The organism is Nocardia sp. 852002-51101_SCH5132738, assembly GCF_001665695.1.
Lineage (GTDB): Bacteria > Actinomycetota > Actinomycetes > Mycobacteriales > Mycobacteriaceae > Nocardia > Nocardia nova.
In genome coordinates, this window is record NZ_LZML01000195.1 from 1 (window position 1) to 18,999 (window position 18,999).

An 18,999-nucleotide genomic window follows, 5' to 3' on the forward strand; every position below is an offset into this window, starting at 1 on the left:
CTGCCGGCGGTGATGATGATCGGCGGCGAATTCAACACTCCCGCCGACTGGTTGCGCAGCGGCCAGATCATGCCCGCCATCGACGCGTTCACCGCGGCCCACGCCGGCAGCGCCCCCGTCCTGGTCTTCGTCGACTCCTCGGGCAGCTTCAACAACGACACCGAATGCGTCGACGGGCCGCGCGGCGCCGCCGCCGACCACCTCACGAAAGATGTTGTGCCGTATGTGGACTCGCGTTTCGGCGTGCCGGCCGACCCGGCGAAGTGGGCGGTAATCGGCTGGTCGATGGGCGGTACCTGCGCCACCGACCTGACCGTGATGCATCCGGAGCTGTTCCGCACCTTCGTCGATATCGCGGGCGATCTCGGCCCCACGTCCGGCACCAAGGATCAGACGATCTCCCGCCTCTACGGCGGCGACGCGGCGGCCTACGACCGCTTCGACCCGCTGACGGTGATGGCGAAGCACGGCCCTTATACCGATGTCGCCGGATTGTTCGACGATCTGACGCCACCGCACCGCCCGGACCGCACCGGTAAGGACGCCGGCGGCCGGTTCCACCTGCCGCAGGTCGACGAGAGCCGCATCGGCGTCGGTGGCCAGGACGGCGTCATGGATACCGGCGAGGTCGGTGCCGCCGAGAAACTGTGTGGTCAGGGCCGCGCGGTCGGCATCGAGTGCACCATCCACACCACTCAGGGCGGGCATACCTGGCAGTTCGCGGCGGCCGCGTTCACCTCGTCGCTGCCGTGGGTGTCGGCGCGGCTCGGACTGCCCGTGCACACCTGATCACACGCCGCGGGTCGCCGCCGGTCCATCCGGCAGCGGCCCGCGGCGGTACGGATCAGGCGTCGAGTTCGGCGAGAACCTCGTCGGAGACATCGACGTTGGTGTACACGTTCTGCACGTCGTCGCTGTCCTCGAGCGCGTCGACGAGTTTGAACACCTTGCGGGCGCCGTCGGCGTCGACCGCCACCGACACCGAGGGCTGGAAGCCGGATTCGGCGGAGTCGTAATCGATTCCGGCCTCCTGCAGCGCCGTGCGCACGGCGATCAGGTCACTGGGGTCGCTGATGATCTCGAACGAATCACCGAGGTCGTTGACTTCCTCGGCGCCCGCGTCGAGCACCGCGGTCAGCACGTCGTCCTCGCTGAGCCCGTTCTTCTCCAGCGTGACGATGCCCTTGCGGTGGAACAGGTAGGCGACCGACCCGGGGTCGGCCATATTGCCACCGTTGCGAGTCATGGCCACGCGCACCTCACCGGCGGCGCGATTACGGTTGTCGGTGAGGCATTCGATCAGCACCGCAACACCATTGGGCCCGTAGCCCTCGTACATGATGGTCTGCCAGTCGGCGCCGCCGGCCTCTTCACCACCGCCGCGCTTGCGGGCGCGTTCGATGTTGTCGTTGGGAACCGACGACTTCTTCGCCTTCTGGATGGCGTCGTAGAGAGTCGGGTTTCCGCCAGGATCACCACCGCCGGTGCGCGCCGCGACCTCGATGTTCTTGATCAGTTTCGCGAACATCTTGCCGCGCTTGGCATCGATCACGGCCTTCTTGTGCTTGGTGGTGGCCCATTTGGAGTGGCCGCTCATTCCCTACTTCCTTCAGGTCGGTGTGCTCGAGGCCCGGGCAGATTCGCGATCTGCGTTCCGGCGATCGCTGTGCAGTCTACTGCCCGGTCCGCCATCGCCCGGCCGGGGTGCGCGGCGAACGGTCAGGTACCGGCGGCCACCGCGGCCCGGACCGAGTCGACGAACAGGCGATGCACGCGCAGATCGCCGGTCACCTCGGGATGGAACGAGGTCGCGATGACCGAGCCCTGCCGGACCGCCACGATCCGGCCCGCCGCCTCCTGCGGGTCGCCCACCGACGGGCCCTCGGCGACCACGGTCCCCGGCCGCGGCCGGTGCGGAACCCGGGCCAGGACCTCGACGCCGTCGCCGACTCGTTCCACCCAGGGCGCCCGGATGAACACCGCGCGGATGGGCTCGTCGAGTCCCGTGAAGTCGAGATCGGTTTCGAACGAATCGACCTGACGTCCGAAGGCGTTGCGCCGCACCGTCATATCGATGCCCGACAGCGACTGCGCGTCGGGACGGGTGTCGAGCACCTCCGACGCCAGCAGGATCATCCCGGCACACGAACCGAAGGCCGGCATGCCCGCGCGCAGCCGCGCCCGCAGCGGTTCCAGCAACCCGAAGACCTCGAGCAGTTTGCTGATCGCGGTGGATTCGCCGCCCGGCAGCACGAGCGCGTCGACGGACTCGAGTTCCGATTCCCGTCGCACACTCACCGGTTCGGCATCGCACGCGGCCAGCGCGTGGAAGTGCTCCCGCACGTCACCCTGCAGAGCCAGCACGCCAATGGTCGGTTTCACGGCACGAGCATACGAGTCGCGCGGCGCGGCCGACGCCCGCGGCCACCGCCGTTGTGGCGCCGCTCACCTACCGCCGCAGTTTGCGGATGAGCCCTTCCTGCACGACCTGGGCGACGAACTGTCCGCGCTGGTTGAAGATCCGCCCGCTGGTGAGCGCGCGGCCGTAGCCCGCGGACGGGGAATTCTGGTCGTAGAGCAGCCATTCGTCGGCGCGGAAGGGGCGCAGGAACCACATCGCGTGGTCGAGCGACGCGTCCTGGGTCGGTTCGTCGCGGTGGGTGACCTTCGACGAACCGAGCAGGGTCATATCGCTCATGTAGGCGAGGGTGCAGACGTGGAACAGCGGGTCGTCGGGCAGCGGGTGCCGGTAGCGGAACCAGACCTGCTGCTGGGAGGCCAGGCCGTCGCGCCGGACCACCTCTTCCTGTGGCACCAGCCGGATGTCCCAGTGCTCCCATTCGCGCATGAGCCACAGCCGCTCCGGGCTCATCGACGCGCGTTCGTCCGGAATGTCCTGCGGCAGCGGAACTTCCGGCATCCGGTCCTGATGTTCGGGACCCTCGTCGCCGACATGGAAGGACGCCGACATGGTGAAGATCGCCTCGCCGTCCTGGACGCCGGTGACGCGTCGGGTGCAGAACGAGCGCCCGTCGCGAATGCGTTCCACCAGATACACGGTCTGCTCGGCGGGATTGCCGGGGCGCAGGAAGTATCCGTGCAGCGAATGCACCTCGAAGCGCGGTTCCACGGTGCGTACGGCCGAGACCAGCGCCTGCCCGGCAACCTGACCGCCGAATGTGCGCGCCAGCTGGGACTTGGTGATCGCGCCGCGGAAGATGTCCCGCTCGAGCCGCTCGATCTCCAGTGCCTCTTCGATCGTCGCCATGTACCGTCCTTCCGCCACGTGCCCCGCTCAGGCTAAGCGATGGCGAACCCGCCCCGGCGCGCGACTCTCCGCCGTGACACCGCTCACGACGCCCGCTCCCCCTGCGATCCGATCAGTTCCCTCGCCTCCTCCGCGGACCGCGCGGCCGGCGCCGAGCCCCACATGTGCCGGCCGTTGGGCTCCTGCAGGAAGTACACCGAGACCGCACCCACCAGCCCCGCGATGATCAGGTAGTACGCCGGCCAGTTCAGATCGCCGGTCGCGCCCACGAGCGCGCCGACCACCACCGATGTGGTGCCGGCGAACAGCGAGACCGCCACGTTGAACGACACCGACAGCCCCGCGCCGCGGACCTTCGTCGGGAACAGCGACGGCAGGGTGGACGGCATGGTCGCGCTGAAGCAGATGAGGGTCAGGCCCATCATGAGCAGGCCCAGGAACACGGCGAAGGCGTTGTCGGTGCGCACCAGCAGGACCATCGGAAACGCCAGCACCAGCAACGCGACGATGCCGGCCCAGATGATCGGTTTGCGCCCGACCCGGTCCGAGATCAGGCCGATCACCGGGATGGTCAGCAGCGCGATGGTCATCACCGCGATCTGCAGCCACTGCGACGCCGAGGAGGACACGCCGCCGCCGGTGCTGTCGGGCACGGTCGAGGTGACGTAGGTCGGCATATAGGAGGTGAGCATGTAGTTGGTGACATTCCAGACGACCACCAGGCCCATGCAGACCAGCACGTACGGCCACAGCCGGGCCAGGATCTTCGCCTCCTCGCCGGTCTTGTTCGCCTTCTCCCGCTCCTCGGATTCCTTCTCCAGGGCGGCGAAGGCCGGGGTGTCGGCCAGCCGCATCCGCAGATAGACGCCGACCACACCCAGCGGCAGCGCGACGAAGAACGGCAGCCGCCAGCCCCACGACAGCAGCTGCTCGTCGGTGAGGGTGGCGTCGGCGAGCGTGACCACCAAGGCGCCCAGCAGATATCCGGTGAAGGTGCCGAATTCCAGCCAGCTGCCGAGGAATCCGCGCCGCCGGTCGGGTGCGTATTCGGCGATGAAGGTCATCGCGTTGCCGTATTCGCCACCGGTCGAGAAACCCTGCAGCAACCGCGCGCCCAGCAACAACATCGGCGCCCAGATCCCGATCGTGTCCTGATCCGGGATACAGCCGATGGCGAACGTGCCGGCCGCCATCAGGATCATCGTGGTGGCGAGCACCTTGTTGCGGCCGACGCGGTCGGCCAGCGGTCCGAAGAACATGCCGCCGAACGGGCGGACGAGGAACGCCACCGCGAACAGGCCGAAGGTGGCGATCGTGCCGGCGGTGTCCCCGAGATGGGAAAAGAACACGTCCTTGATGGTCGGCTCGAAATACGCGTAGACGCCGAAGTCGTACCACTCGGTGATGTTGCCGATACTCGCGGCACCGATCGCGCGCCGGATGATCGGCGGATCGGTGACGACGATGTCGTCGAGCGACCACCGCCTCGGACGTTCACGCGGGACCAGCACCGCCACGGACCACGACCTCCTCGAGTTCACGACAACCGTCGAACAGCGGCGCCGGTGGGGTCCGCGGAGGGTGTTCGATCGCCTCGCGGGTACCGCCGTGCCCGAAATCGACCCGCTCAGGCTATGTGATGGCAAACCCGGTCGCCGGGCGACTCTCCGGGATCCGCGCGGGGGCGGGCATGATAGGCGGATGCCCGCATACGAACCGATCGCCGTGGACGGGCTGGTCGAGCGGGTCGCCGCGGTCGCTCTCGCCCTGCCGGGGCCGGTCGTGGTGGCCGTCGACGGCGCCGACGGTGCGCACCCGCGACAACCGGCGGACCGGATCGTCGAGCGGATCCGCACGCGGGGGCGGCCGGCCGAGCGGGTGTGGTTGCACGACTTCGTGCGCCCGGCATCGCTGCGGCTGGAGTTCGGGCGCGACGAGATGACCTATCGCACAGCCTGGTTCGACTACGCCGCCCTGGATCGTGAAGTGCTGGAAGCGGTACGCGGGCGCGGGCGGTGGCTGCCCGCGCTGTGGGACGAAGTCGAGGATCGGTCCGCTCGGGCGCGCATGCAGCCCGCCGAACCGGGTCTCGTCCTGGTGGTCGCGGGGCCGATGTTGCTCGGCCGGGGTTTGGATTTCGATGTCACCGTGCGGCTGCAGATGTCGGAATCTGCGCTGCTGCGCCGAACCGACCCCGCGGACCGGTGGACCGTGCCCGCGCTGCTGCGCCACGATCGCGAGCACGACGACATGCCCACCTTCGACGTGCGCTGGGATCATCCGGACCGCCCGGCGGTGCGCACCGGTTCCTGATCGGCGTCGATCCCGAACCGAAGGCGCAGGGGCGCAGCGGGATTCGCGGCGATCAGCCCGCGAACCGCTCGCGGTCGGCGGCGGGCAGCCAGCAGCCGGCGGCGATGTCGCGGTTGTAGGTCGTGCGGAAATGCTCGATCAGGTGCGGTAGCCCCGGATGGGTGTTGGACGTCGACCACAGCAGCGCATGCGGATAGGCCGGTGTCGGGTCGACGATCGGCACCCGACGGATGTGCGGATGCCACGGATTGCGGAAGTGATCGCTGCTGACGGTGGCCAGGGTGTCGGAGTCCGCGATGCGTGCGAGCATGGCTTCGATACCGTCGGGCCCGGGGAACCGGGTGCGGTCGCGCGGTGTCGTATCGATGGTGACACCGCAGAATTCACTCAGCTCGCGATAGAAGTCGGCCCATTCCGATGCCACCCCGGCACCCGGAATCCACACCGTGTACGCGGCGAGCTCGGCGAGCGGCACCGCCGAGCGCACGGCCAGCGGATGGTCCCTGCCGACGAGCAGATGCGCCGGATCGACATAGGCGGGGACGGCCGCGATATCGGGCGGCAGCGGGCGGGGGCCGCCCGAGGGGCGCGCGAAGGCGGCGTCGGCGCGGCCGTGCACCACCATGTCCCGCGACGTGACGAAGACGTTCGAGATCACGATCTCGGTCTCGGCGCCGGGGTTGCGGTCGAGGTAGAACCGCATCTGCTCGGTCGCGCCCTGGCGCTCGCCCTGCACCGCGACACGCAGCGGACGCGGCATCTCACAGACCGCCGCCACCGCGGTTTCGGCCACCGCCAGCAGCGCTCGCGCATGCGGCAGCAGCCGCGCACCGGCGGCGGTCGGCACGATTCCGGCGGGGACGCGGTCGAACAGCGCCGTCCCGAGCTGGTCCTCCAGCTTCGCGATCCGCTTCGACACCGCCTGCTGACTGATGCCGAGAACCACGGCGGCGAGACTGAACTGCCGCTCCTCGGCCGCGGCGACGAACGCCCGCACCGCCGCCAGATCGAGGTCCCGGCCCACAGTCCCTGACCCAACCATCGGATGTGGACCCCTGTCTCGTCTCGTCGATCGGTGCGAAGGATCGCACAGTGCCCGAAAGACAGTAGCGGGAAGCTCATTCGCTCGGCAGGGACCGGCCGCACCGGTGCGAAGGGGCGATCAGGTTCGGCGGGCGGAGGCGGCGAGCCGATCGGCGAGGGCCCGGACGCGGTCGCGCAACTCCTCGGGCCGGTCGATGACGAACGGACGATCCAGCGCCGCCAGCACCGGCGGCAGCCACTCGAGGCGCTCGGCCCGCACGTCGACACGCCACCAGCGTTGCGGCGCCTCCTCGTCGTCGGCGGGGGCCACGGTCGCGACGGTCGCGGGCAGATGGGCGCGGATCTGCTCGGTGGTGCCGAAGATTCGCAGGCCGATGTCGTATCGGTAGTCGGCGGCGGCGAAGCCGGACACGAGATGCTGTGCGGCGTCGAAACCGGCGGGTGGGTCGAACGAGCCGGGCAGCGTTCGCACATCGGTGACGCGATCCAGGCGGAAGGTGCGGTCTTCACCGAGCCGGGGATCCGTGCCCGTCACGTACCACCGCCCGGCGTGAGCGACGAGGCCGTAGGCATGCAGGACGCGTTCGCTTCCGCGGCCGTGCCGATCGGTATAGCGGATGGTGACGGGCCGGCGGTGGCGTACCGCATCGGCGATCGCGAGCAGAACCGCGGCCTGCGCCGGGGCCGCTGCGTCCGGCTGCTCGGTGACGTCGAACGATTCCAGCAGTGTGTCCAATCGCCGGGTCAGGGACGCGGGCAGGACGCGACGAATCTTGGCGGCGGCCGTCTCGCTCGCGGTGACATCCGTTGGGGCCCAGCCGTTCCGGCGGCCGGCGAGCAGACCGAGTAGCACGGCCAGGGCCTCGTCGTCGCTGAACATGAGTGGCGGCAGCCGGTATCCGGCGGCGAGGCGATAGCCGCCGTAGCGGCCGCGCACGGACTCCACCGGAATGTCGAGGTCGATCAGATGGTCCACATAACGCCGGACGGTGCGTCCCTCGACGCCCAGCCGGTCGGCGAGCTCGGCCACCGTGCGGGTACCGCCGGACTGCAGGAGTTCCAGCAGGATCAGCACGCGGCCGGTGGGTCGAGCCATGCGGACAACTCTAGATCCGATACCGGACCGATTGTGTCCACTATTTCTCCTACGCTGCGGAAAACGCCTCTCAACAGCAAGGAAACAGTCATGGATTTCGTCTCCATCCGCATCATCACCGGCGACGTCGCGCGTCTGGTCGCGTTCTACGAGCGCGCGACCGGCGTCCGGGCGCAGTGGGCGACCGAGGATTTCGCCGAGCTCGAGACCGCCACCGCCACCCTCGCGATCGCGAGCACGCGCACGGTGGCCCTGTTCGCACCGGATTCCGCCGCTCCGGGCGCCAACCGCAGTGTGATCACCGAATTCCTCGTCGCCGATGTGGACCGCGTCCATCGCGAGCTGTCCGGTGCCGGCACCGAGATCGTCGCCGAACCCACGACGATGCCGTGGGGCAACCGGTCGTTGCTGGTCCGCGACCCGGACGGCAACCTGGTCAACTTCTTCACCCCGGTCACAGCCGCCGCGATCGCGAAGTTCGCGGCGCGGGATCGGATCGGGGCGATCGCGCAGGACAGGTGAGGCGCCGACCGCACACTCCGGGACGGTCTCCGGGTTGCGGCGCGATCACGCCTGTACGACGAAGCCGGGCCGTCCGTACCGGACGACCCGGCGAAAGCCGTTGTCTCGGAAAGTCTTCCGACCGAATTACCAGCCGCGCTCGGCGAGGCGGTGCGGCTCCGGAATCTCCTCGACGTTGATGCCGACCATGGCCTCACCGAGGCCGCGCGACACCTTCGCGAGCACATCGGGGTCGTCGTAGAAGGTGGTGGCCTTGACGATGGCGGCGGCACGCTCGGCCGGGTTGCCGGACTTGAAGATGCCGGAGCCGACGAAGACGCCCTCGGCGCCCAGCTGCATCATCATCGCGGCGTCGGCGGGGGTGGCGATACCACCGGCGGTGAACAGCACCACGGGCAGCTTGCCGGTCTCGGCGATCTCACGGACCAGCTCGTAGGGCGCCTGCAGTTCCTTGGCGGCCACGAACAGCTCGTCCTCGGGCAGCGACTGCAGGTGGCGGATCTCGGCCCGGATCTTGCGCATGTGGGTGGTCGCGTTGGATACGTCGCCGGTGCCGGCCTCACCCTTGGAGCGGATCATGGCCGCGCCCTCGGTGATGCGGCGCAGCGCCTCGCCCAGATTGGTGGCGCCACAGACGAACGGCACGGTGAACTGCCACTTGTCGATGTGGTTGGCGTAGTCGGCCGGTGTCAGCACCTCCGACTCGTCGATGTAGTCGACGCCGAGGCTCTGCAGGATCTGCGCCTCGACGAAGTGGCCGATGCGCGCCTTGGCCATGACCGGGATGGAGACGGCGTTGACGATGCCGTCGATCAGGTCCGGGTCGCTCATCCGCGCGACACCGCCCTGGGCGCGGATGTCGGCGGGAACCCGCTCGAGCGCCATCACAGCGACCGCGCCGGCATCCTCGGCGATCTTGGCCTGATCGGCGGTGACGACGTCCATGATCACCCCGCCCTTGAGCATCTCGGCCATGCCGCGCTTCACGCGGGCGGTGCCGGTCGTCGAGGTGGTGTCGGGCGTTGTCACGGGCAAACTCCTGATTATCGGGGATTCGTTCGAGGAGGCATCGCTGCGATGCGAACCTCCACGATTCTAGGCGCCCCGATCAGGCCACTAGATAGCCAGTCCGAGAGCACTGGACTGGTCCGCGGCCCCCGGCCGGAATCACACGCCCGGCAGGCGGCCGCTACGGCGTCGCTACGGGCGCGCCGAGAGCGGGTACCCGTGGCGCCGGACGACCGTAACCGCAGGCCGGCGCCACCTGTTCGTCAGATCGGGTCGACGACGAACAGCTGCGCCCAGTACGTCGCGGCCTGCTCGCCGATATACGGCAGCAGGAAGTCGTACAGCAGATAGGACATATGCATTCGGTACCTCACCTCCACACACCGGTTCGCCGGATTCGGTGTGCGGCAAACCGGTTTCGACCCTAACCGATGGTGACCTGTCACACAGCGGCAACGGCCGGGTATCGGCGAGATCGGCGGATTTCCGACGAAATGCGTTGACAGCCAACGTCTCCCACCGTCGAATCGTCAGGCTCGAATCGTCACGCGTCGGCCAGCAGTGGCTCGAACAGTCCGACGGCGACGACCCGGATCTGCTCCAGCGCCCGTTCGACCGGCCCGGTCGGCTGGAACAGATGACTGAGAGCAAGGCGCACAACGGTTTCGGCGACCGATCCCAGTTCCTCGTCGCCCACCGACGCCAGATCGTATTGCGCGCGAACCGTCGCGGTCACCGCGGCGATCGCCCGGCCGAGCACCGGTTCCGGTTCGGTCATCAGCGCCGGGAGCAGTGCGGTATCCGGCGCCGAGCGGCCCGACAGCACCGCCTTCAGCAGCATATTGTCCGCGCCGCTGCGCAGGGTGAACTCCACGGCCGCGATCAGGCCGGCGATCACATCGTCCGGGTGGGCCGCCAGCTTCTCGGCGATCCCGACCAGGAAGACGTCCACCTCGTTCGCGATCACCACATCGGCGAGGTCCTGTTTGGTGCCGATCTCCTTGTACAGCACCGGCCGGCTGACACCGACCTCCTTGGCGACCCGCGACATGTTCACCGCGCCCCAGCCCTCGGTACAGACCAGGCCACGAGCGGTCTCGATGACGCGCTCGCGCAGAAGTCGGCGCATATCGGACTGGAAGTTCGGCGCGGTAGCCACGTCCATGATCGTACACGGTCCACGAAACTGTTCGACTATTGACAATCTCTCCGCATCTGTATTCAATGAGAACACTTCTTCAGAAAGTGTAAATACGCCGAGGTGAACGGGCCGCGCTCCGGCCCCGACCTCGTCCACGCAGCCCGTATGCCGGGCGCACCGTTCCGGCGCGCAGTCCGCGTACCGTTCGTGAGGAGAACTCCGTGACCACATCCCGAATCGGCGATCCGGCCCGGACCGCGCCGCCGCAGTGGCGCGACCGCAAACGCCATCTCTGGCTGTTCGGCCTCGTCCCGCCGACCGCGGTCCTGCTCGCCACCGGCCTGGTGTGGCTGTTCAACCAGCTGGGCTGGCACCACGCGGCGCCGGTGTGGTGGTGGATCGGGCCGCTACTGGTGTACGTCCTGCTGCCGATCCTGGATCGCTTCTTCGGGCCCGACGGGCAGAATCCGCCCGACGAGGTGATGGAACAGCTCGAAAACGACCGCTACTACCGCTGGTGCGTCTACGCCTATATCCCGTTCCAGCTGCTCAGCCTGGTGTTCGCCTGCTATCTGTGGAGTGCGGCCGATCTGTCCTGGCTGGGTGTCGACGGCGGGCTGAGCCTGGTGTCGAAGATCGGCCTGGCCTTCAGCATCGGCACCATGGGCGGTGTCGGCATCAACACCGCGCACGAACTCGGCCACAAGAAGGACGAATTGGAGCGCTGGCTGTCGAAGATCACGCTGGCGCAGACGTTCTACGGCCACTTCTACATCGAGCACAACCGCGGCCACCACGTACGGGTGGCGACACCGGAGGATCCGGCCAGTTCCCGGTTCGGCGAATCGTTCTGGACCTTCCTGCCGCGCAGTGTGTGGGGCAGCCTGCGCTCGTCCTGGTCGCTCGAGAAGACGCGCCTGCAGCGGATGGGCAAGCGGCCGTGGACGATTCACAACGACGTGCTCAACGCCTGGCTGATGTCGGTGGTGCTGTGGGGCGCGCTGGCCGCGATCTTCGGCCCCGGAGTGCTGCCGTTCCTGGTGCTGCAGGCGGTGTACGGCTTCTCGCTGCTGGAGACGGTCAACTATCTCGAGCACTACGGCCTGCTGCGGCAGCGCACAGCGGCCGGACGCTACGAACGCTGCACGCCGGAGCACAGCTGGAACTCCGACCACATCGTCACCAATATCTTCCTCTACCACCTGCAGCGCCACAGCGACCATCACGCCAACCCCACCCGGCGCTATCAGACCTTGCGCAGTATGGACGGCGCGCCGAATCTGCCCAGCGGCTACGCCAGCATGATCACCGTCGCCTATTTCCCGCCGGTGTGGCGCCGCGTGATGGACAAGCGGGTGCTCGCGCACTACGGCGGTGACATCACCCGCGTCAACATCCAGCCCCGCAAGCGCGATCGGGTCTTCGCGAAGTACGGGGTCGCCTGATGTCCCGATTCCGTTGCCCCGTCTGCGATTACGTGTACGACGAAAGCGAGGGCGCACCTCGCGAGGGCTTTCCGCCCGGCACCGCGTGGTCGGCGATACCCGACGACTGGTGCTGCCCTGACTGCGGCGTGCGGGAGAAGGTCGATTTCGATCTCGCGAGCCACGATCCGACCCTCACGAAAGGCGCCTGATATGAGCGACTACAAGCTGTTCCGTTGCCTGCAATGCGGATTCGAATACGACGAGGCGCTCGGCTGGCCCGAAGACGGCATCGCGCCGGGCACCCGCTGGGACGACATTCCCGAGGACTGGTCCTGCCCCGACTGCGGTGCGGCCAAGGCGGATTTCGAGATGGTCGAGGTCAGTCGCGCATGACCGGACGCATCGTCGTCGTGGGTGCGGGGGTCGCGGGCGCCATCGCCGCCCGCACTCTGCGCACCGAGGGCTACACCGGTGAGATCGTGCTGCTCGGCGCGGAGGACCGGCTGCCCTACCGCCGCCCGATGGTCTCCAAGGAATTGCTCGCCGGTACCGCGAACGAACGCCGGCTCCTGCTCGAATCCGCGGAATCGTGGCGCGAACTCGGCATCGAGGTGCGCCCGGGGACCCCGGGCGCGGGCATCGACGTCGACCGCGACCGGCTACATCTGGGCACCGGCGAAACCCTCGGCTACGACGCCCTGGTGCTCGCCACGGGCGCGCGCGCCCGAGAACTGCCCGGTCCCGAATCGGGCGCCTACACGCTGCGCACCGCGGCGGATGTCGAGGCGTTGCGCGCGGCCGTGGTGACCGGTGGATCGCTGCTCGTGGTGGGCGGCGGCCTGGTCGGCTGCGAGGCCGCCGCGACGGCGCGTGGACTCGGGGCGGCGGTGACGATCGTGCACGCGGGTGACGCTCCGCTGGAGCGGGTGGCCCCGGCGGCGATCGGCGTGCACTGCCGAAACCTGCACGCCGGCAAGGGCGTCGACATTCACGACGCGGTCGTACTGGACCGGATCGACGGTGACGACGGCGATATCCGGGCCACCGCTGTCGACGGACGTCAGTGGACCGCTGCCGCGGTGCTCGTCGCGATCGGCGCGGAACCGGAGACCGAGGTGGCCCGTCAGGCCGGACTCGCCGTCGGGGACGGGATCCTCGTCGACGAGTCCTATACGACCTCGGCGCCGAATATCTTCGCCGCCGGTGACGCCGCCGCCGTCTACGATCCGGAATTCGGGGTCCACCGGCGCACCGAACAGTGGAACAGTGCACAGTCACAGGGGATCGCCGTGGCGAAATCCGTTCTCGGACAACCCCTCCCCGCGCAAGAGGTCACCTGGGGCTGGACCACGCAGTACGGCGTCACGATCCAATTCGCAGGGCGACCGCACACCGAGGACGACGTCGTGGTCCGCACCACCGACACCCCCGGGCAGTTCGTCGCACTGTCCCTGCGGGCGGGTCGACTGGTCGCCGCGGCGGCCGTGGGCCGTCCCGCCGACCTGCGCACCGCCCGAAGCCTCATCGCCGCCCGAACGACCCACGGTCCCGAAACCTGGTCCGACACAACCATTCCCCTCCAGGAACTGGCATCCGCCACGGAACTCTCGGGCCACCACTGACCGAGTGACCGCTTCGCAACCGTGCGATCGCGCCGCGCCGACACCGGCCTCCGGGCGTTCCGGCGCGTTGTCATCCACACCGAACGCGGCAGCACGTCCTCGTCGCCGACCGAAGCCCGCCGGTGACAGTTTCTCCGACCACGACGGGGATCGTCGACGAGAAGGGGCTTTCGAGCTACGGCATTACCGGCGCTGGGACGTCCTCGGTCGCCTACCTCGAAAGAGGCTGATACCTTGCCTCTTTCGCACAGTGGGGCCGGTGCGTGAGCCGGCTGGACGGATGAAGGAGACCGCCGGATGAACGCGGCCGCACACTGGCTCACCGGTCGAGGCACGCGCCGGATCTGGATCGCGGTGCTGATCGTGGCCGTGGTGGCGGGAGTCGCAGCGGTCGTATGGGTGAACCGATCACCGGAGCAGCCGCAGGCGGGTCCCGCGGCCGGTGGCCGGTTCCGGATTTCCGGCCGGCTCGACTCCGCCCCGGTGCCGCGATGGACGTTACGCGCTGCCGATCTGTCGCACGAGCCCGGCGCGGTCCTGCTGGCACTTCCGCACAGCCTGGACAACTACAACGGCTACGGTTCGCCGATGGACGCCGGGCCGATGATCGTCGCGGCCACCGCGGTACCCGGCGAGCCCGGGCCGGGCACCGCACCGAAAGCCGGACCGGTGCGGCTGTACGGCATCGACCCGGACACCGGCGCGGTGCGGTGGACGATCGACGCCGGCGAACTCCTCAGCTGTAACGAGCGCGTCTTCGACGGCCAGCTGACCTGCCGCGGCACCCACCGAGTGCTGATCGTCGACGCCGCCACCGGCGCGATAGCCACGGACCGCTCGACGGACTTCGAGGTGACGGACGTGGCGGTGCGCGACGGCGTGGTTTCCGTCGCCGGCCGCACCGCCGACCGGATGACCGCCGTCGTCACCCGGGGAACCGTTTCCGACATCGAGGCGAGCTGGCGCCGAACGTATCCGACCCCGGTTCCCGGAGACGCGGTCAGGCCGAGACTCGATGCGCCGGACTACTTCCGGGACGGTCACGACGGCAACGTTCGCGTCTACGATCTGCGCACCGGCGACCCGCTGTTCACCGGGCCCGTCGGCGCCGTATTCGACGGCGGGATCATCGCCACGCAGGTGATCGATCGCGGCTGGAGCGCGGGACGAGTCACACTTCTCGATCGCAACGGCCACTCGATCACCGAGGTCCGCAACCCCAGTTTCCTGCTCGAGTGGTATCCGACCGCGACCGCGTCGCCGCCGATCCTCACCGGCGAGAGTGCCTACGACCGAACGACAGGGCGAGTGCTGTGGACCAATCCACAGATCGGCCTCGACGAGCACACCGGTCGTCAGGGCGCGGTCGAAGGAGTAGTGGATCACACGGTGATCGTCCGATCGCTCGACGGGACGGCGCTGATCGGCCTCGATCTCGCCGACGGACACCAGGTGTGGCAGCAGCCGGCGCGGCTCGCGAACACGGTGCGCGACGGCCTCACCGACGGTTGGCACCTCGTTCTCGCGGACGGCGCCACCGTGCACGCGATCGACGCCGGCGACGGTTCGACCGCATGGTCGATGTCGCTGCCGCCCAGTGGTGATCCCAGATTGCGCTCGACGGTGGAAGCGATGGGCGGCCGGATGGTTGTCGTGCTCGCGGACGCGTTCACCGGATACGCCGCGGCATGAGGCGGCCCGAATAATCGCCGCGGCTCAGCGGATCGACCGGACCTCCGGCTCGATCTCGGAACCGGCGGCGGCGAGCGCCTCGGCCAGCAGGTTGTCCAGGTGGTACGGGTACACCGTTTCGCCGATCCGGTCGAGTTCGGCGATATCCGGCGGCAGGCACCAGCGGTAGGCGGTGACGCAGCGACGTTCCCAGACGCTCGGATCCGCGGGCTTCGGGTCGAACCAGCGCACCCGGGCGACGAAGAACAGTTCCTCGGAGCGGATCAGCTCCCCGTTGAACGGGAAGACCGCGACCCGCCGCCAGATCGGGCCGCGCAGCAGCGTGGAGTCCAGCGCCAGGCCCGTTTCCTCCCAGACCTCGCGCACCGCCGCGGTGCGCAGCGTCTCCCCCGGTTCGATGCCGCCGCCGACGGTGAACCAGAACGGCGAATCGGGAGTCTGGGGGTCGTGGCCGCGCATCAACAGCACGCGATCCTCGTCGTCGAGCAGCACCACCCGGGCCGAGGTGCGCACGGTGTCGACCTCGAGTCCGGTGGTCGCCGCCGGGGTGACGCGCTCCGCGATCTCGAAATACGTGGGCAGCGGCGCGGTACCGCCCAGGTGCAGCAACCGCACCGGGCGCCGGGTACGCAGCGCCAGCGTGTCGCGTACGGCGTCGTTGTGGAAGCGGCGCGCGATCAGTACCCGCGCCTCGGCGTCGGCGAGTTCGGCCACCAGCTGCGGACGCAACGAGGTGATGTCGACCGCGGAGAGTGCGGCCGCGAGCTGATTCTCCGCGGTTTCGCGATCGTTCCAGTCGGCGCGTTCGGCGCGGTCGGCCAATGCGATCAGCCGTTTGGACTGCTCCGCCGCCGTGGACTCCGACATCGGCCCGGCCATCGAGATCGCGACCGTGCGGGCCACCACCGCGCGTCGCGCCAAGGCGGACTCCAGGGCGTCGCGGGCCTGGTCAGAGCGCACGTGCAGCCGGTCGAGCCGGTTGGCGGTGGAGTAGGCCCACACTCCGATGGCGATGATCACCGCCGCGATCAGCGCGAGGACCAGGATGGTCGTCGCGGAGAAGGTGATCATCCAGCGGTCCTCACCCGGGCGTCGCCGACGGTGACCGTCTCGTACACCCGCAGAATCTGTTCGGCCACGACCGGCCAATCGTATTCGCCGACAACCTGGTCCGCGGTGCGCACCAGATCCTCGCGGCGGGCGCGGTCGGTGAGCAGCCCGTCGATCGCCTCGGCCAGCGCCGCGGAGTCACCTACCGGCACCAGCACACCCGCGGTCCCGTCGCGCAACACCCGGCGGAAGGCGTCCAATTCGCTGGCGACCACGGCGGTTCCGGCGGCCATCGCCTCCACCAGCACGATGCCGAAACTCTCCCCGCCCAGGTTCGGCGCGCAGTACACATCGGCACTGCGCATCGCCGACGCCTTCTCCGCATCCGAGACCTGACCGAGAAAGCGCAGATGTCCGGCGTGTTCGCCCGCCTCCCGGCGCAGGCGTTCCTCGTCCCCGCGGCCGACGATCAGAATTTCCACGTCCGGATGCCGGGCCACCAGTGTGGGCAGTGCGCCCAGCAGCACGGCCATCCCCTTGCGCGGCTCGTCGTAGCGACCGAGGAACAGCACCGTCCCGCCCGCGCGCGGATACCCTTGCAGCAGTGGCGCATTCGCGAACGCCGGCACGTCGACCCCGTTCGGGATCTCGACCGCGTCGCTGCCCAGCGCCTCCACCTGCCAGCGCCGCGCCAGCTCGGAGACCGCGATTCGCCCGCTGATCTTCTCGTGATACGGCCGCAGTACGCCCTGGAAGGTCGCCAGCACCAGCGACCTCGTGGTGGAGGTGTGGAAGGTGGCCACGATGGGTCCCTCGGCCACCTTCAGCGCCAGCATCGAGATGCTCGGGGCGTTGGGTTCGTGGACGTGCAGGACCTCGAAGTCGCTGTCGGCGATCCAGCGCCGCAGCCGGGTGTAGGCGGTCGGCCCGAACGACAGCCGCGCCACCGAACCGTTGTACGGAATCGCCACCGCCTTCCCGGCCGAGACGACGAATTCCGGCAGTTCGGTGTCGTCGGAGGCCGGGGCCAGCACACTCACCTTGTGGCCGCGCTCGATCAGCACCTGCGCCAGCTCCACGACATGTGACTGCACTCCGCCCGGCACGTCGAACGAGTACGGGCAGACCATGCCGATTCTCATGACACCGCGTCTCCGGCGGGCCGCTCACCGCCGCGCACGGCCTGCGCGGCCGCGATCCGCTCCAGGCGCTGGGGGGACAGGTCCCCCTCCCACAGCGGTTGCAACATATGCCAGTCGGCGGGGTGTTCGGCGATATTGGCCGCGAAGCGATTCGCCAGCTGCTGCGTGGCCGCCGCGATACCCTCCGAAACATCCAGCGGCGCTTCGGTTTTCAGCCCCCATCCCTCACGGCCCTGCTCATCCACCGTGAACCAGGCGTGCACCGGCATCAGCACGGCGCCGGTCTCGATGGCCAATTTCGCCGCGCCCGCCGGCATCCAGGTGCGTTCGCCGAAGAACTCCACCGGCACGCCCTTGCCGGTGAGATCGCGCTCGCCCATCAGGCAGACCACCTTGTTGTCGCGCAACCGTTGCGCGAGCTGCCGGAACGGCGGCTGCTCCCCGCCGGTCAGCGGGAACACCTCGAACCCCAGGCTCTCCCGGTAGGCCACGAAGCGCTCGAACAGCGATTCCGGTCGCAGCCGTTCGGTGACCGTGGCGAAGCTGCCGTAGTGCTGCACCAGCCACACCCCGGCCATATCCCAGTTTCCCGAATGCGGCAGCACGAAGATCACGCCGCGCCCCTGCGCCAGTGCCTCGTCGAGATGTTCCAAGCCCTCCGGAAACGGCATCAGCGGCGAATCCGCCAGTGCCGCATGGTCGAGGGTCGGCAGCCGGAACGCCTCGCGCCAGTACCGGGCATACGAGCGCATCGACGCGTGGATCAACTCGTCGGGTACCTCGAGCGGGTCGACACCCAGCACCCGGGCGAGATTGCGGCGCAACTGATTCGGTCCCCGGCCGCGATGAGCGGCACGGTTCGCACGCCGGGCCGCCCAATCACCACCGAAGTCGAACCAGCGACGCGCGGTGCGCTCCGGCAGCCCCCGCACCAGTCGCCACCCGGCCGCATAGGCCCCGTCGGTCAGCGCCGCCCTCATCTGCGTCACGCCCGTACCACCTTCATTTCGCCGAATCGGAGTCGGCCTTGGTCACCGGCGCGATCACGTCGCGGGCCCCGGCCGAATTCCGTACCTCCAGGACTCGTTGGAAGACGGTGACGATGCTCAGCACCGCCAGGATGTACATCGCGACATACACCGCATAGGTGAGCCACTCGACGTCGAAATAGCCACCGATGCCGGTGAGGCCGGCCCCGACCAGCACGATCACCAGACGGTCGGGACGTTCGATGATCCCGCCGTCGGCCGACAGCCCGCTCGCCTCCGCGCGCGCCTTGGCATAGGAGATCACCTGCGAGGTCACCAGGACCACCAGCGTCGCCACGAACAGATGCTTGCTGTGCTCGTGATACACCGACCACCACGCGAGTGCACCGAAGATGGCGCCGTCGGCGACGCGGTCGCAGGTGGCGTCGAGGACCGCACCGTATTTCGTGCCGCCGCCGCGGGCGCGGGCCATCGCCCCGTCGAGCATGTCGAACATGACGAAGAGCCAGATCACCATCGTTCCCCAGAACAGGTGATCGGTCGGGAACAGCGTCACCGCGGCGACGATCGAGGCGGTGGTGCCGATCAGCGTCATCGCGTCGGGCGTGAGCCCGGTGCTCACCAGCGCCCGTCCCAGCGGCGCGGTCGCCTTGGCGAACGTCTCCCGACCGAAGAAGCTCAGCAC

20 protein-coding genes are annotated in these 18,999 nt (G+C 68.8%); 8 read left to right on the forward strand and 12 right to left on the reverse strand.

The genetic code is table 11. The annotated features are described in order from the left end of the window. On the forward strand, positions 1–789 hold a 789-nt coding region (locus A5789_RS30265), incomplete at its 5' end, for an alpha/beta hydrolase family protein (protein WP_255404303.1). 55 nt (positions 790–844) lie between these two features. Here A5789_RS30265 and A5789_RS30270 read toward each other — a convergent pair. The 4 genes from A5789_RS30270 to A5789_RS30285 all read right to left on the reverse strand — a co-directional run bounded on the left by A5789_RS30270 (position 845) and on the right by A5789_RS30285 (position 4,785). Then, a complete protein-coding gene (locus A5789_RS30270) occupies positions 845–1,597 on the reverse strand; it encodes a YebC/PmpR family DNA-binding transcriptional regulator (RefSeq protein WP_030513907.1) in 753 nt (250 codons plus the stop codon). 122 nt (positions 1,598–1,719) lie between these two features. After that, positions 1,720–2,382, reverse strand: a complete 663-nt coding sequence (gene pdxT, locus A5789_RS30275) for a pyridoxal 5'-phosphate synthase glutaminase subunit PdxT (RefSeq protein WP_030513906.1) — start codon at positions 2,380–2,382, stop codon at positions 1,720–1,722. A 67-nt stretch (positions 2,383–2,449) separates the two neighbouring features. Next, positions 2,450–3,268 (reverse strand): acyl-CoA thioesterase II, encoded by an 819-nt coding sequence (locus A5789_RS30280; RefSeq protein ID WP_063019556.1) that lies wholly within the window; start codon positions 3,266–3,268, stop codon positions 2,450–2,452. A gap of 83 nt (positions 3,269–3,351) precedes the next feature. Then, on the reverse strand, positions 3,352–4,785 hold the full coding sequence (locus tag A5789_RS30285; protein WP_082857483.1) for an MFS transporter: 1,434 nt from the start codon (positions 4,783–4,785) through the stop codon (positions 3,352–3,354). A 184-nt stretch (positions 4,786–4,969) separates the two neighbouring features. Between A5789_RS30285 and A5789_RS30290 the strand changes: the two genes are divergently transcribed. Continuing rightward, a complete protein-coding gene (locus A5789_RS30290; RefSeq protein WP_063019552.1) occupies positions 4,970–5,581 on the forward strand; it encodes a hypothetical protein in 612 nt (203 codons plus the stop codon). 52 nt (positions 5,582–5,633) lie between these two features. Here the strand turns inward: A5789_RS30290 and A5789_RS30295 are convergent, their stop codons facing one another. Beyond that, the gene (locus A5789_RS30295) at positions 5,634–6,605 is read right to left on the reverse strand and encodes a LysR family transcriptional regulator (RefSeq protein WP_181064064.1); all 972 of its coding nucleotides are present in this window, start codon (positions 6,603–6,605) and stop codon (positions 5,634–5,636) included. Positions 6,606–6,743: 138 nt separating this feature from the next. Further along, a complete protein-coding gene (locus A5789_RS30300; protein WP_064901662.1) occupies positions 6,744–7,721 on the reverse strand; it encodes a YafY family protein in 978 nt (325 codons plus the stop codon). 90 nt (positions 7,722–7,811) lie between these two features. On the opposite strand from A5789_RS30300, the gene A5789_RS30305 reads away from it, so the two are divergent. After that, a complete protein-coding gene (locus A5789_RS30305) occupies positions 7,812–8,243 on the forward strand; it encodes a glyoxalase/bleomycin resistance/extradiol dioxygenase family protein (RefSeq protein ID WP_063019105.1) in 432 nt (143 codons plus the stop codon). 126 nt (positions 8,244–8,369) lie between these two features. Here A5789_RS30305 and pdxS read toward each other — a convergent pair whose 3' ends face one another. After that, positions 8,370–9,272 (reverse strand): pyridoxal 5'-phosphate synthase lyase subunit PdxS, encoded by a 903-nt coding sequence (pdxS, locus tag A5789_RS30310; protein ID WP_030513899.1) that lies wholly within the window; start codon positions 9,270–9,272, stop codon positions 8,370–8,372. A gap of 523 nt (positions 9,273–9,795) precedes the next feature. Further along, entirely contained in the window at positions 9,796–10,410 is a 615-nt protein-coding gene (locus A5789_RS30315) for a TetR family transcriptional regulator (RefSeq protein ID WP_064901665.1), read from the reverse strand. 203 nt (positions 10,411–10,613) lie between these two features. Here A5789_RS30315 and A5789_RS30320 point away from each other — a divergent pair, with 203 nt between their 5' ends. From A5789_RS30320 to A5789_RS30340, 5 genes are all read left to right on the forward strand, one after another. Then, positions 10,614–11,837 (forward strand): alkane 1-monooxygenase, encoded by a 1,224-nt coding sequence (locus tag A5789_RS30320; RefSeq protein ID WP_064901660.1) that lies wholly within the window; start codon positions 10,614–10,616, stop codon positions 11,835–11,837. Next, positions 11,837–12,028: a rubredoxin gene (locus A5789_RS30325; protein ID WP_063019111.1), complete on the forward strand. Its 192-nt coding sequence runs from the start codon at positions 11,837–11,839 to the stop codon at positions 12,026–12,028. Before A5789_RS30320 ends, A5789_RS30325 begins: the two co-directional genes overlap by 1 nt. Before the next feature lies 1 nt (position 12,029). Beyond that, positions 12,030–12,212 (forward strand): rubredoxin, encoded by a 183-nt coding sequence (locus A5789_RS30330; protein ID WP_063019113.1) that lies wholly within the window; start codon positions 12,030–12,032, stop codon positions 12,210–12,212. Continuing rightward, entirely contained in the window at positions 12,209–13,441 is a 1,233-nt protein-coding gene (locus tag A5789_RS30335; RefSeq protein ID WP_064901659.1) for an NAD(P)/FAD-dependent oxidoreductase, read from the forward strand. Before A5789_RS30330 ends, A5789_RS30335 begins: the two co-directional genes overlap by 4 nt. 297 nt (positions 13,442–13,738) lie before the next feature. Beyond that, positions 13,739–15,133: a PQQ-binding-like beta-propeller repeat protein gene (locus tag A5789_RS30340; protein WP_064923627.1), complete on the forward strand. Its 1,395-nt coding sequence runs from the start codon at positions 13,739–13,741 to the stop codon at positions 15,131–15,133. 24 nt (positions 15,134–15,157) lie between these two features. On the opposite strand, the gene A5789_RS30345 is transcribed toward A5789_RS30340, so the two are convergent. Genes A5789_RS30345 through pgsA form a run of 4 tightly spaced genes read right to left on the reverse strand, consistent with a single transcriptional unit; the run spans position 15,158 to position 18,999 of the window. Then, positions 15,158–16,201: an NUDIX domain-containing protein gene (locus A5789_RS30345; protein ID WP_064901664.1), complete on the reverse strand. Its 1,044-nt coding sequence runs from the start codon at positions 16,199–16,201 to the stop codon at positions 15,158–15,160. After that, complete coding sequence (locus A5789_RS30350) at positions 16,201–17,325, reverse strand: glycosyltransferase family 4 protein (protein WP_063019119.1); 1,125 nt, start codon at positions 17,323–17,325, stop codon at positions 16,201–16,203. The genes A5789_RS30345 and A5789_RS30350 overlap by 1 nt, the downstream gene beginning before the upstream one ends. After that, entirely contained in the window at positions 17,322–18,305 is a 984-nt protein-coding gene (locus tag A5789_RS30355; protein WP_063019134.1) for a phosphatidylinositol mannoside acyltransferase, read from the reverse strand. The genes A5789_RS30350 and A5789_RS30355 overlap by 4 nt, the downstream gene beginning before the upstream one ends. A gap of 22 nt (positions 18,306–18,327) precedes the next feature. Further along, positions 18,328–18,999, reverse strand: coding sequence for a phosphatidylinositol phosphate synthase (pgsA, locus tag A5789_RS30360; RefSeq protein WP_063019121.1), 672 nt, complete (start codon positions 18,997–18,999; stop codon positions 18,328–18,330).

What these genes read in the sequence shown, in the direction of transcription:
- A5789_RS30270 (WP_030513907.1), bottom strand. Translation starts at nt 1,597, where the DNA reads ATGAGCGGCCACTCCAAATGGGCCACCACCAAGCACAAGAAGGCCGTG.
- A5789_RS30300 (WP_064901662.1), bottom strand. Translation starts at nt 7,721, where the DNA reads ATGGCTCGACCCACCGGCCGCGTGCTGATCCTGCTGGAACTCCTGCAG.
- A5789_RS30330 (WP_063019113.1), top strand. Translation starts at nt 12,030, where the DNA reads ATGAGCGACTACAAGCTGTTCCGTTGCCTGCAATGCGGATTCGAATAC.
- A5789_RS30325 (WP_063019111.1), top strand. Translation starts at nt 11,837, where the DNA reads ATGTCCCGATTCCGTTGCCCCGTCTGCGATTACGTGTACGACGAAAGC.
- A5789_RS30335 (WP_064901659.1), top strand. Translation starts at nt 12,209, where the DNA reads ATGACCGGACGCATCGTCGTCGTGGGTGCGGGGGTCGCGGGCGCCATC.
- A5789_RS30355 (WP_063019134.1), bottom strand. Translation starts at nt 18,305, where the DNA reads ATGAGGGCGGCGCTGACCGACGGGGCCTATGCGGCCGGGTGGCGACTG.
- A5789_RS30305 (WP_063019105.1), top strand. Translation starts at nt 7,812, where the DNA reads ATGGATTTCGTCTCCATCCGCATCATCACCGGCGACGTCGCGCGTCTG.
- A5789_RS30340 (WP_064923627.1), top strand. Translation starts at nt 13,739, where the DNA reads ATGAACGCGGCCGCACACTGGCTCACCGGTCGAGGCACGCGCCGGATC.
- A5789_RS30280 (WP_063019556.1), bottom strand. Translation starts at nt 3,268, where the DNA reads ATGGCGACGATCGAAGAGGCACTGGAGATCGAGCGGCTCGAGCGGGAC.
- A5789_RS30290 (WP_063019552.1), top strand. Translation starts at nt 4,970, where the DNA reads ATGCCCGCATACGAACCGATCGCCGTGGACGGGCTGGTCGAGCGGGTC.
- A5789_RS30350 (WP_063019119.1), bottom strand. Translation starts at nt 17,325, where the DNA reads ATGAGAATCGGCATGGTCTGCCCGTACTCGTTCGACGTGCCGGGCGGA.